General features: G+C 55.6%; 7 protein-coding genes. 6 read left to right on the top strand and 1 reads right to left on the bottom strand.

Annotation, left to right across the window (positions count from 1 at the left end; genetic code table 11):
- Nucleotides 1–500: 500 nt before the first annotated feature.
- Both NB063_RS18825 and NB063_RS18820 read left to right on the top strand, forming a co-directional pair.
- Complete coding sequence (locus tag NB063_RS18825; RefSeq protein WP_250930308.1) at nt 501–2,141, top strand: B12-binding domain-containing radical SAM protein; 1,641 nt, start codon at nt 501–503, stop codon at nt 2,139–2,141.
- 155 nt (nt 2,142–2,296) lie between these two features.
- Complete coding sequence (locus tag NB063_RS18820) at nt 2,297–3,271, top strand: SPFH domain-containing protein (RefSeq protein WP_250930307.1); 975 nt, start codon at nt 2,297–2,299, stop codon at nt 3,269–3,271.
- 50 nt (nt 3,272–3,321) lie between these two features.
- Here the strand turns inward: NB063_RS18820 and NB063_RS18815 are convergent, their stop codons facing one another.
- On the bottom strand, nt 3,322–4,920 hold the full coding sequence (locus tag NB063_RS18815; RefSeq protein WP_250930306.1) for a TolC family protein: 1,599 nt from the start codon (nt 4,918–4,920) through the stop codon (nt 3,322–3,324).
- Between the two features lie 405 nt (nt 4,921–5,325).
- Between NB063_RS18815 and NB063_RS18810 the strand changes: the two genes are divergently transcribed.
- The 4 genes from NB063_RS18810 (at nt 5,326) to NB063_RS18795 (ending at nt 13,786) form a co-directional block, all read left to right on the top strand.
- The gene (locus tag NB063_RS18810) at nt 5,326–6,669 is read left to right on the top strand and encodes an efflux RND transporter periplasmic adaptor subunit (RefSeq protein ID WP_250930305.1); all 1,344 of its coding nucleotides are present in this window, start codon (nt 5,326–5,328) and stop codon (nt 6,667–6,669) included.
- Entirely contained in the window at nt 6,669–9,815 is a 3,147-nt protein-coding gene (locus NB063_RS18805) for an efflux RND transporter permease subunit (RefSeq protein WP_250930304.1), read from the top strand. Before NB063_RS18810 ends, NB063_RS18805 begins: the two co-directional genes overlap by 1 nt.
- A gap of 185 nt (nt 9,816–10,000) precedes the next feature.
- On the top strand, nt 10,001–12,079 hold the full coding sequence (glgX, locus tag NB063_RS18800) for a glycogen debranching protein GlgX (RefSeq protein ID WP_250930303.1): 2,079 nt from the start codon (nt 10,001–10,003) through the stop codon (nt 12,077–12,079).
- A 168-nt stretch (nt 12,080–12,247) separates the two neighbouring features.
- A complete protein-coding gene (locus tag NB063_RS18795; RefSeq protein ID WP_250930302.1) occupies nt 12,248–13,786 on the top strand; it encodes a cytochrome P450 in 1,539 nt (512 codons plus the stop codon).
- The last annotated feature ends 43 nt before the right edge of the window (nt 13,787–13,829 follow it).

Genomic DNA, 13,829 nt, shown 5'->3' with positions numbered 1-13,829 from the left:
GAAGCGATTCGCAAGGGACATTGATTGTTTTAGTGCTCTTTTTAGCGGAACGGCGCGAGCCGTCCGGTCCCGAGTCACCAGACGGCTCGCGCTATTCCGCGACATTTGAAATCCCCTAGTAATTCAATCAATGTCCCACGCGACGATACCAAACAGGGTGTGCGCACCAACGAACCACCGGCAACGGCACCTGTCATCGGTTCGCGACTTGGTGTTTGCGGGGTTCGCCTTCTACAAGCGAACCAGCAAGATCAAGGTAGCGCTCTCGTCATTTTTGATACCGCTCTAGGATGCATGCGGAATCGAGTCATCCGGTGAAATCAGAAACCTCGCGTTAATCGTCGTGCAGACGTGTGTGAGTCACGTTGAGTGCCCGTTGCAACGTCGTTTGAGTTGGGCAAGCGTTTTTGAAAATTGCGACGCTAGGGTGGGATTCCTGGTACAAATGAGGGTGGTGTTACTCGTTGGTGCTGAGTCTCCTCCTTTTCGGGTGGTCGATCATGGTCAAGATCGCGATTATTAACCCCGCGTTCGAAGTCTCGTATTGGGGGTTGGAACATGCTCAGCCGATGTTGGGGCGACGGGCCAACATGCCTGTGGCGAGTTTGCCTTTGCTGGCGGCTCTCACTCCGCCCGAGTACGACGTGACGTTGATCGATGAGAATGTCGAGCCGATCGACTTCGACGCACTCGCTGACTTTGATCTCGTCGGTGTTACGGGGATGAGTGTGCAGCGGTTCCGGATGGCGGAGATCCTGCAGGAATTGAAGGCACGTGATATTTTCGTCGCGTTGGGAGGTCCCTGGGTCACGGTCGAAGAGGAATATTTTGAGGACCTCGCGGACGTGATCTTTATCGGGGAGGCTGAAACAACTTGGCCGCAGTTTTTGGCCGAATGGCAGGCCGGTACCCACCAATATCGATACGAACAGGCCGAGCGAACGGACATGTCGACGGTGCCGACGCCCCGTCACGACCTGCTCAAAAACAATCACTACATGTTCGGAAGCCTGCAGTTTTCACGCGGCTGTCCGTTTCAGTGTGAGTTCTGTGACATCATCGTGACGTTCGGTCGTAAACCTCGAATCAAGCAACCGTCGCAGATTATCGACGAGTTGGAATGTCTTCGCCGTGAGGGGCTGAGGATTGCGTTCATTGTCGATGACAACCTGATCGGAAACAAACGCGGCATCAAACCGGTCTTGCAAGAGGTGGCGAAGTGGCAGGAGGACAATGGCTATCCGCTCGCCTTCAGCACCGAGGCGTCGCTCGATTTGTGCGAGGACGAAGAGTTGATGGAGTTGATGGCACGATGCAATATTCAGTCCGTCTTTATCGGTATCGAAACGCCCAACGAAGAGTCGTTGAAAGAGACCAAGAAGTTTCAGAACGTGCGCGAAAAAGGCGGCACGATGCTGGAGAAAATTCACCAGATCCAGGACTTTGGGATCGAAGTCTGGTGCGGGTTGATCGTCGGATTTGATAATGACACGACCGAGATCTTTGAGATCCAAAAGACGTTCCTCAAAGAGTCACGCATCGCTCATGCGATGATCGGTTTGTTGCACGCGATACCCAAGACACCTCTTCACGCACGGTTGCAAGCAGAAGGGAGACTCGATCTCGATGACGATCAGGCGTTCGGGACCAACGTGATTCCAAAGCAAATGTCGCGTGCCGAACTGCGTGACGGTTACATCGAAACGATGCAGCATGCTTATCAACCGGATGTCTATTTCGATCGACTCGATCGGTTATTCATCGAAGGCGGTTTCCGAACCCGTGTGTTCGATACCGAGCACTTTCGAAAACGACCGTTGCTTCGCTTTCGCCAAGCCACATTTTATTTCGCAGGATTCGCGGTGCTGTTTTGGCGGTTGATGCGACACACGCCCGATCGAGATCTGCGTAAGATCTATCGGCGGAGGATTCTGAACGTGGTTCGTCGACGGCTGAGCGATCCGGCGATCTATTTTTACTATGTGATCAAGTGTGCGATGCATTATCACCATCACAAGATGACTGCGGACATCATCGAGCATCCAGACACGTTTGTTTCCACGATTGGAAAGTCGATGCGGACCAATCCGGCTGCGAAGCCCGTGGGCGTGTCCATGCAATTGCCCGTCCTGGCGAAGTAGGGCGTCGGTCGGGAAATTGATTGGTTTGCAACGAAAAAAGACGCTTTCGCGGTGTTTTTGCGCCCGGTGATCCGATCAAATTGGCCTGATTGAGAGTGGTGTTCGTGATCGGTTTTGCGGACCCACGTTCCATGCCCCTTCTCAGGTCACGTTCGATGTCCAATTACGCTCAACCGTCTGTCGGTGAACAACCTCCCGTCGTCCATCCCGAAAGACTTGTCGTCCCCGCGACCGGATGGATGGCTCTTGCGAGCTGCTTGGGTTTGCTCGTGCTGGGTGTCTTGATGATGATCGGAGGAATTGTTTCTGGCTCGGGCTTTGCGGCCGTGTTGGGGATCATGTTGCTGCCGATTGCGGTGATCGGTTTGTGTGGATTGATGGCGATCACGCCGAACGATTCGCGGGTGCTGATCCTGTTTGGTGAGTATCGCGGTACGGTGAAACAGTCGGGGTTCTTTTGGGTCAATCCGTTCTATTCCAAGAAACGGGTGAGTCTGCGTATCCGCAACTTTGAAACCGGTTCGACATCGACGCCAGAGCAGAAAGATGCGGCGGGAACGGTCGTGCAAGCGAAATCACGCTCGGCCAGCCGCCCTTCCAAAGTGAATGACCGCGACGGCAATCCGATCGAAATATCGGCCGTCGTGGTGTGGCGGGTGACCGATACGGCAGAGGCTTTGTTCGAAGTCGATGACTACGTTCACTTTGTGGAAGTCCAGAGTGAAGCGGCGCTGCGGAACCTTGCGACGCGATACCCGTACGACAGCGAAGACCATGAAGAGTCGTTGCGAGGCAGTACCGATGAAATCTGCAGTCGGCTCCGCGAAGACATCCAAGAACGTCTGCAGACCGCGGGCGTGCATGTTATCGAAGCGCGGATCAGTCACCTCGCGTATGCCGCTGAAATTGCGTCCGCGATGCTGCAGCGACAGCAAGCCGGGGCGGTCGTGGCGGCGCGAACGAAGATCGTTGACGGTGCGGTGGGAATGGTCGACATGGCACTCGAACATCTCAAACGCGACAACATTGTCGAACTGAACGATCAGCAACGGGCAACGCTGGTGTCGAATTTGCTCGTGGTGTTGTGCAGCGACCGCCACACTCAACCGGTCGTGCAAGCCGGTTCGTGATTCAGGATCCCTAGGCGGCGTTTCGTCAAAGGCTGCAGCTGGGCGGTTGTCTAAGCACTCACGGGCCAACCGAGTGCCCATTGCAGACGGAACTGTGCTTGATTGTGCTCGACGACGGATTGCAGGTACGCTTGTCGAGCGGCCTGCAACGCTTGGACGGCTTGCAGAACCTCGATCGGCAGTCCTTCGCCGTCTCGGATGCGGTCGAGATTAGACTCGTACGACTTTTGGGCGGTTTCGATCGCTTGTTGGGTGATCGAGATCTGCTGGCGACGAAATTCCACTTGGCTGTACGCTTCGGAGATTTCGCGTGCGACTTGGTCCATGACACGCAGTTTTTCGTACTTGGCCTGCTGGACTCTTGCTGCGGTTTCGCGACGTGCGGCGCGTTCGCCAAATCCGAGGTTGCGTACTTCCCATGACATGATGGCATCGAAGTCGTAGCGGCCCTCGACGTCGCTGAGATCGTTGCCGAGACCGCCGCCAAAACCTCCCGTGCTGTATCCGAGTAGAACGCTCGGAACGAACGGAGCGAACTTCTCACGTTTGAACGCTTCGCATGCGGCGGCGACGAGAGCTTGTGACTCCTTCAATTCGGGGCGTGCCGCAAGGCCGGTGCCGATCAGCGATGCTTTGTCCGCGTTGATACCGACGAGGTCGAGGGGGATGACCGTGACATCCATTGGATGAATCGGATTCGATGCATCGATGCTGATCGCTTGCGCGAGCCGTGCAGACGCGATCGCGATTCGCTCTTGAGCGGCATTCAAACGACTGTCCATTAAGATCAGCTCGGTCTGCATCCGCTCGGCGTCCGACTTCAGCCCCTCGCCGGCTTCGGCAAAATCGGCCGTGATCCGTGACAAGTCGGCGGTGCGGTCGCGAGTCTCTTCAAGGATCCGAGCATCTTGGTGGGCGTTTAGCAATTCGGTGTACGCCAATGCCGCCTGCAACAGTTGTTCGTTGAGAACCGAGTTGGCCGCGTGAGAACGTGCCCATGCCGTCTTCTCGGCGATCTCGGGTTGGAAGATCGCGTCCGCAAGATGAAATTGGGCAATGATGCCCGGTCGTGTGTTGGTCGTTCCCGCACCCGTTGCGCCGGCGCCGAGACCGTACTGAAATGAATTGCGATTGACGTCAACGATCGATCCATCGCTGGCTTGGTAGTTCCCGTCGTGACGGTGAAAGCTGAATCCGGTTTGGATCGATGGGAGCCACAACGCTTCGGCGCGAGCCAATTGAGCGTAGGCTTCTTGGACGCGCCATTGCGCAAAGCCAACGACCGGATGTTGGCCGCCCACCATTGCGAGGGCCGACGGTAAATTCAAGTCGATCGTGTTGGCGGGGATCGCTAGCGAACCCGCTTCTGGAAACGGGGTCGCGACGAGCGTCGACTCGGAGTTTCGAGAAACGAGTCGATCGCTCGATGAAACGACTGCCTCGTCGTCTTGGTAGGCAACGAGGGCGTGCGAGTTATTGTTTTCAGGTTCAACAATATTAGGGCGTGTCTCGTCGGCCGAGGCTACGAGGCTGGATTGTGTGGTGACTTCCGCGACAGGCGTTTGGGCGAAATGGCGGGCACCGGCACACCCGCCGACGGCTAGCCCAAGGGTAAGAAGGAGCGATGGGGATTTGATTGTTGGTTGCATCTTGTCGTCCTTGACTATTGGCTGAACCTTGGCCGGAACTCGCTTTTCATGCCCGGTCCGATTCTGAATGTCTGGAATCGGGAAAGGGGGCATCGATTCATGAGGGTGGCGGCGATCGCTGGTAGGACCGCAAGGATCGTATGAAACATGCTTCGGCATCCGAACGCATCGATGATGACGGCGGATTACGTTGAATCAGATGCTTTCATTCTGCGGGCTATCGATATCGTGTGTTGTGCCAACTACGATGTGTGCTCCACATTGGCAAATTGGAACGGGCCGTATCGATTGTTCCGGCTGTGCCGAAAGTTCGGCTGATTTTCATTTTGTCTTTACTGATCCCGCCTTGTGATTTCGGGCCGCGTCCCACCCGTTTTGCCCACCCCCCCTCTCGAATTCCACTCCATGAAACATCTTTTCAGATGCCGTCGCGTCTTACAGTTGGGAAGCGTCATCACGTGCCTTCTGATGGTCGCAGGTTGTACTGGCGGTGAGCCTGTTGCGAAGAAACAGGGCGAACCACGCACGCTGTCCGTCAAAACGGTGGCCGTCGAAACGACTGCGGTCAAACGAACCACGCGACAGCCGGCGACGGTCCATGCCTACTACCGCGCCGAAGTACGTGCCAAAGCCTCAGGGTTCGTTATTGCGATCAACGCGGACATCGGCGACTACGTGGAAAAGGGCGCCGAGCTGGCATCGATCGATGTCCCGGAGCTGCTGAAACAACGCGACGTCGTCGAAGCGAAGATTAAACGATTGGAATCGGAAGAACGTCGAGCGACGGCGGGCATCAATCTGGCCAAAGCTCGAGTGCGTTCGGCGGAAGCCATGTTGTCGGAGTCGAAGTCGCAACTTGGAGGCGTGGAGGCATCACTCGCGGCGTCGGAGGCTGAGTTCGATCGCACCCAAGATTTGGTGCAACGCGGGTCGCTGCAGAATCGGATGTTGGACGAAGCACGCATGAAGCGTGATTCCGAATTGGCTCGTCGAGACGCGACCGCATCGTCGGTTGAGTCGGCGCAAGCCCAAGTGGAAGTCGCCCAGGCACAAGTCGAGTCCGCCATTGCTGATTTCGATGCGGCCCAAGCGGACACCCAAATCGCGAGGCGACAGCTCGAAGAGTTGGATGTGATGATCCAGTACGCGACCGTGACCGCTCCATTCGGGGGCGTCGTCACGGAACGTAATATCGAGCCGGGAGATCTGGTTCGTCAGGCAAGCGAAGTCGGCAGCGGTAAGCCGCTGTTTGTGGTTAGCCAAGTTGACAAGGTTCGAATCCGCATTCCCGTTCCCGAGTCCGATGCTCCGTTGGTTAACCGCGGTGACGAAGTGACGCTGACGTTTCCATCGTTTGCATCGGAATCACCAATCGTCACGAGCGTCACTCGTCGCAGCGGAAGTCTTGATCCGAGTACACGGACGATGTTAGTGGAAGCGGAGGTTTCAAACGCGGACGGCAAATTGTTGCCGGGGATGTTTGGCCAAGCCTCCATCAATCTGAACACGAAAGTTGCCGCCAACATGTTGCCCGCGCAAGCGATCCGGTTTGACGAAACGGGTAATGCTTACGTGTATGCGGTTAGCGATGACGAAACCGTCTCGGTCGTTTCGATCCAAACGGGTATCGACGATGGGAATTCGATCGAGGTGCTGTCGGGGGTCGAGCCGGGGCAACGCGTGATCGGACCGCACCTCAAACGTTTTGTCGATGGCGAAAAAGTTGCCGTGCTGCGGGGTGGCAACTGATGTCGTTGATCAATTTTTCTCTCAACAATCGCTTCGCCGTTTTGGCGGGAGCGATCGCATTGTGTGTGCTCGGCGCTGCCGTCATTCCAGGCATCACGATTGACATTCTTCCGGATTTTAAGAAACCGGTCGTTGTGAGCTTCTTTTCGTATCCGGGGTTACCGACACTCGACATGGAAAAGTCTGTGTCATCGCGGGTGGAGCGTGCCTTGACGCTGGCGGGAAAGATTGAACATCAGGAATCACGCACCGTGCCAGGCGCGGCCGTGATCAAGGTGTTTTTTCAACCCGGTGCGGATCCGAGTTCGGCGATGAATGACATCGTTAACCTCGAAGCCAGCGACATGTTTCACTTGCCGCCCGGCATTGAGTGGCCGTTCACGCTGCGCAGTGAACCGTCAAATTTGCCGGTCGTTCTGGCGGCAATTTCGGGCGAAGGACTTTCCGAATCGGAGCTGTACACGATCGGGTACTATGCGGTTCGAAACAAAATGGGCGGGTTGAAAGGCGTTCAAATCCCGCACCCGTTCGGTGGCAAATTTCGCCAGATGATGGTCTATGTGGACCCTGCAAAATTGCAGGCCTATCACGTCAGCGCTACGGACGTGGTGGATGCGATGCAGAAGTCGAACCTCGTTCTTGCAGCGGGAACGGCGTCGATGGGCGGTACCGATTACCAAGTGCATCCGCTCAACACGCTTCCCAACGTCGAAGACATTGAGGCGATTCCGGTGGCGGTCCGCAACGATCGACCGATCTTCATTCGAGACGTCGGCCGAGTCGTGGATGACGCGGCGTTGCAGTACAACATTGTGCGAGTCAACGGCACTCGCAGCGTTTATTGCCCCCTGCTCCGTGAGCCGGGCGAAAACACGATCGCTGTCGTCGATCGCATCTACGAAGGGATCGCACGTGAAATTCCAAAAATGAAGGAACGCGGCGATATCCCCGAAGCGACCGAAGTGACGCTGGTTTCCGACCAATCGGGATACATTCGCAAAGCGATGTCGAACTTGTTGACGCAAGTGGGACTGGGGGCGTTGTTGGTCTCGTTGGTCGTGTTTGTTTTCCTGCGCCGTGTGATTCCCACGGTCATTATCGTGTCCACGATTGTTCTGGCGATTTTGATCGGTGCGCTCGGGTTTGCGTTCTCGGGGCAAACGATCAATGTCATGACCCTCGGCGGGATCGCGCTGGCCATCGGGACGGTGGTCGATGCGGGCATCGTTGTGGTCGAGAACGTGATTCGTCATTCACGAATGGGCAAATCACCAATGGATGCCGCGCGAGATGGGACGCACGAGGTCTCGGGAGCGATCTTAGCGGGCACACTCACGACGCTCGCCGTATTCTTGCCAGCGGTGTTTTTGACAGGCATGATCAAATATCTGTTCACGCCGCTATCGCTTGCCGCGACGTTGACGATCGGCGCGTCGTATTTATTAGCGTTGACAGTGGTTCCCGCGTTCTGTGCGACGTTTGTGCGTGAAAAAGTGCGGAACAAGCAGACTGCAAACGAACGTGACGAATCCGCCGCGAATTCGGCAATGCCACGCGGTGCCTACGGTCGGCTATTGAACACCGCGATGAAAGCCCCTGCGGTGACAGCGCTAGCGATCGTCATCGGTGTGGGGGCGACGTTTGCGTTGTACCCTCGGCTCGGATCGGAATTGTTTCCCGAAGTCGATGCCGGCTCGTTTGAGTTGCGGTTGAAGACGTTGCCGGGAACCGCGCTCGAAGAAACCGAACGTCTGGTGGCCAAGATCGAGGAAACCATCAAGGAGGTTATTCCTGAACAACAAATTGAGACGTTGATTTCCAACATCGGATTACCGGTCGGCAAAGGTGCGGGATTCTCAACCGTGCTCAGTTCCAACTCAGGTCCCGACACGGCGTATATCATCGTTAATCTGTCGCAAGAGAATCGAAGCGTCGGTACAAAAACCTACATCGAGCAGCTGCGTGAAAAACTCGCGGTTGAATATCCGCTCGAAGAATTCCTGTTCGTGTCAGGTGGTATCGTCAACATGGCACTTAATGAAGGAGTGCCGACACCGATCAGCGTTCAGGTCTCAGCTGGTTCGCTCGGACAATGCCGTGACGCGGCGGAACGCATCGTCAAAGCGGTGCAGCCGATCGCAGGAACACGCGATGTCCAAATTGCACAGTCACTCGATTACCCTCAGTTTGATGTGCAAGTCGATCGCACGCGGGCCAAGTATCTTGGCGTCGATCAGGAGCAAGTTGCCCAGACGGTGCTCACAGCACTGGGGTCAAGCGTTGGATATTCACCGACGATCTGGATCGACCCCAAATCGGGGACCGACTTTTTTATGGGCGTGCAGTATGAATCGAATAAGTTTGAATCCCTCGACGACGTTCGTAACATTCCGTTGTCGTTGAACACGCCCGACGGTCCGATCACCATTCCGCTGGCCAACGTTGCGACGGTCCGCCGAGTGACGATTCCCGCGGAAATCGCCCACTACAATATCTCTCGCGTCAACGACGTCCATGTCAACGTCGCGGGACGGGATCTCGGTAGCGTCGCGGCCGATATCGAAACGACGCTGGCGGGAATGGAATTCGAAAATGGCGTGTCGGTGGCTTTGCGTGGGCCGATTGAAAAAATGCGGTCCGGGATGAGTATGCTCGGTGTCGGTTTGGCGGTGGCGACATTGCTCGTCTATCTCGTTTTGATGGCGCAGTTCCGATCCTTCCTCGATCCGTTGATCATCATGTTGGCGGTGCCTTTGGGAATCGGTGGCGTGCTTACGGTGCTGTACTTCACGGATACCTACATCAATATTCAGTCTTTGATGGGGACGTTGATGATGATCGGTGTGGTGGTCAATAACTCGATCTTGTTGGTGGAGTTCGCCAACCAGCGTCGACGTGAAGGGATGGCGCCTCGAGACGCGGCGTTGTCAGCGGCGCAGGTCCGATTGCGTCCGATCTTGATGACGTCGCTCACGTTGGTCGCTTCGATGTTGCCCTTGTCGTTTCAACTCGCGCCGGGCAACGAAGCCATGATTCCACTCGCTCGAGCGTTGTTGGGTGGCATGATTGTGTCGACGGTTTTGACACTGATTCTCGTTCCTTGCGTCTACTCGGTGGTCCATCGCAACCGCCCGATTCCAGCGTGACTTGTTGCTGAAACCGAAGGTGGAAAGCGAGGGGAAAATTAACAACCTCCCAAATCGCGTTGAAGGGGCGTTTGGGAGGGCGGGGCGCAATACGATTGACGATTGGTGTTTTTTCGCGGTTTGAAGTGATATTCTGATCACACTCATGTTCCGTTTGGCCACTTTCCGCTTGGGTTCATTTCAGCATGTCCAATATCTCGTCCGGAAAAACCTATCCGCTCGGAGCATCGATCACGTCCGAAGGAGTCAACTTTAGTGTTCACTCCAAGAGTTGTTCGCGGATGGATTTGTTGTTGTTTGATGATGCGGACGATCGAAAGCCGGCGCGAGTCATCAAGCTGGATCCCGCCAAACACCGCACGTTTCACTACTGGCACGTTCATGTGGACGGCCTGAAGTCTGGGCAAATCTACGCGTTTCGTGCCCACGGGCCCTATGATCCTGACCACGGACTGCGGTTTGACGGTGAAAAGGTTCTGTTGGATCCGTATGGGCGAGCCATCGCGGTTCCCAAAGCGTTCAACCGGGTCGCCTGTGGCCGGCCTGGTGACAGCACGCCGTACGCGATGAAGAGCGTCGTTGCTGACCTTTCAACATACGACTGGGAAGGTGATTGTCCGCTCTACCGATCGTTTAACAAAACGATGATCTATGAGATGCACGTGCGGGGCTTTACCGTCGACCCCAGTTCCGGGGTGGGTGAGGAAAAGCGAGGCACGTACGCCGGACTGGTCGAGAAGATTCCTTACTTGCAAGAACTCGGAATCACGGCGGTCGAATTGTTACCGGTGTTTCAGTTTGATCCGCAAGAGGCCCCCGTCGGGCTGAGTAACTACTGGGGTTACAACCCGATGTCGTTTTTTGTTCCGCATACCGGTTATGCGTCGGCCGCCTCGCCGCTCGCGATTCTCGACGAGTTCCGCGACATGGTGAAGGCTCTACATCGGGCGGGCATCGAAGTGATTTTGGACGTGGTTTATAACCATACCGCCGAAGGAAATGAGGCGGGGCCGACCTACAGTTTTAAAGGGCTCGAGAATTCGGCGTACTATATCCTCGATGGGCACTTTGATCATTCCGGCGCCCAACGGTCGCAGTATGCAAACTACAGCGGTTGCGGAAACACACTCAACGGGAACCATTCGGTCGTCCGCCGGTTGATCCTCAGCAGTCTGCGGTACTGGGTCGAGGAGATGCACGTTGACGGTTTCCGTTTCGATCTCGCCTCGGTGCTGTCGCGTGATATCAACGGCCATCCGCAAGCCAACCCGCCGATCTTGTGGGACATCGAAACCGACCCCGTGCTGAGCGGCACGAAATTGATCGCGGAGGCCTGGGACGCCGCCGGATTGTACCAAGTCGGGAACTTTTTTGGTGATCACTGGAAAGAATGGAACGGTCACTTTCGTGATGATGTCCGTGCTTTCGTCAAAGGTGACAGCGGGACGGTGGGGACGTTTGCCAAGCGATTTTTGGGCAGTCCCGATATCTATGAACATCGCAACCGCGAGCCTGAACAAAGCATTAATTTCGTGACGTCTCATGACGGATACACGATGAATGATTTGGTCACCTACGAAGGCAAGTACAACGAGGCCAACAAGGAAAGTAATCGCGACGGTCACAACGAAAATGTCAGTTGGAATTGCGGTGTGGAAGGGCCGACGGATGACCCTGAAATCGAACGTCTACGCACCAAACAAATTAAGAATCTGTTCACAATCAATGTGCTGGCATTCGGCGTCCCAATGCTTTTGATGGGCGACGAGATGCGTCGCACCCAAAATGGGAACAACAATGCGTATTGTCAGGACAACGAGATCAGTTGGCTCGATTGGAAGTTGTTGGAAAAGCACGCCGGCATCCATCGGTTTGTCAAATACTTGTTGGACTATCGAAAACGATTGCCCGAACGGGCCGATCCGCATTTGACTCTCGCCAATGTCATTTCGCTTTCGCAGGTTCGATGGCACGGTCGCGAGGTGGATTGCCCAGATTGGAGCGACCAATCACACAGCATTGCGTTTACGATTCCCGCCGCGGACCGCTGGTTTCATTTGATCTTCAACACGTATTGGAAACCAATTGAGTTCGAGTTGCCTCAGGTGCCTGATCACTTCCATCCGTGGAAGAGGATGATCGACACCGACTTGCCTTCGCCGCATGACATCGGCGAAGGTGCTCCGCTAGAAAACGTTGCGTCTTATTTGGTTCAATCGCGATCCTCGGTCGTGTTGTTGGCGGATCGCAAGCGACTGGGTTAGAGCGGGAATTCTTTTCCACGTTTGACTCGATGGATGCTCCGCGGGTGCTACAATCTGCGTGATCGGTGTGCGACTTGGTGACTTGTGAACAAGGATCACCGGTCGGTTTTGATGAACCGATGACGGTGTGGCTTTTGGCGAGGGGTGCGATGAAAAGGATTCTTGATCATGCGTGACCTCAATCATCTTCTGTGCGAATCACTCCCGGGTTACCGACGCGTTTTACGGTTGCCAAAGCAACTCTTTGCCGTCTGTCCGTTTGATGGTGATTGTCTGCCATCGAGGGTGCGGCTGTTTGATCCAGGGTCCGGGCGTCCGTCGCTGCCGTTCCCGCATCGTTGGAATTACCAAGATCCGGTGTGGATTCTCGAGGCCTATTTCTGGAAGGCGGATGAGGAGATGGGGCCGGGACGACACAACCGGTATTTGGATGTCCCCGGGTTTGCGCCCGTTCTCGTGACGCGAGATCCGGGAATGATTCGGGCGATTGCAACCGCCACCGGCGATCGTGAGGGGCAGTTTGATCGCGACACGCTGCCTTCGGTTGGGATTGCCCGGGCGACCGGGACGGACACGTTGCTGTATGCCAACGGAGCGGAATGGAAGAAGCAGCGAAAAATTGCGGCGTGTCCGTTTGGAAAAACGACGCTGTTTCAACCGGAGCAATTCAATGAGTTTGCCGAGACGTTTCGCACGACCGTTCGATCTCGGATCGAAGTGCTGCGAGAACACTTGGCCAGCAGTGGGCACGAATCCGTCGAAATTCGATTGGAGTCCGAAGTCAAAGTGGTGATGTTAGAAATGCTGACTAACAACTTCTTTGGCGCCGAAATCTCGTATGCCGAATTGCGAGACCGTTACGTGCCTGCATTGGAACGCGTGATTGATCACATCGTGTCTGACACTGTCAAGAACCGGATGGGGATTCCTTGGCGTCGGTTTCCCAGTCTGAGCAAACGCATCTTGCAGGCAAAAGAAGATGACGCCGCGTTCGAGGAGTTGACGCATTTGGTATTGGCCCCGCGTGCCCAGAAACGGGCCTTGTGGAAACAGTTCAAATCAGACGCACCTGACGAAAAGTTGATCAGTAATCTGAAAGTGTTTTTAGCGGGGGCACTGGAGGCAACCACCTCTTACGCCACGTGGGCGATCTCTCATTTGGCTCGGCATGCGGACGCGCAAGAGCGGGTGTACGACGAAGTCAAAGAGATTGATGTGTATACACCGGAGGCTCTCGCCGGTGCGTCGTATCTACGTGACGTACTCGACGAAACGCTGCGGTTGACACCCTCGCTGTATTTTTTGCCACGGCGAGCGACCACGGACACATGGGTAACGACGAGCGACGAGCGAAAAATCTTGATCCCTTGGGGGACGCACATCTTGTTAGACGTGTGGCATGCCAATCGGCACGAAGATCATTGGGGAGTCGAGGCAACGGGTTTTCCCGCGACCGAATTTGAACCTGGACGGTGGCGGAATCTAGCTGCCAAGGGCCGTGCGACGAAAGATATTCTGCATTTCGGTTTTGGACACGGCCCGAGAGTTTGTCCGGGAAAGCATCTCGGGGAACTTGAAGTGGGGCTGACCGTCGGCGCGTTTGTCAAAACGTTCCGGTTCACCGCCGATCACGCAGAGAATCCGGCCCGTGCGGGCGTATCAACCAAACCGGCCGACGGTACCCTCGTTCGTATGTCGCTGCGATGACGTGTTCGATGTGCGGGGCTATTGCAGGGCGATTGCACGGTGA

It is taken from the genome of Aporhodopirellula aestuarii, assembly GCF_023701485.1.
Taxonomy (GTDB): Bacteria; Planctomycetota; Planctomycetia; order Pirellulales; family Pirellulaceae; genus Rhodopirellula; species Rhodopirellula aestuarii.
The sequence above is the reverse complement of the archived record's forward strand: the minus strand, read 5'-3'. Positions and strand labels throughout refer to the sequence as shown.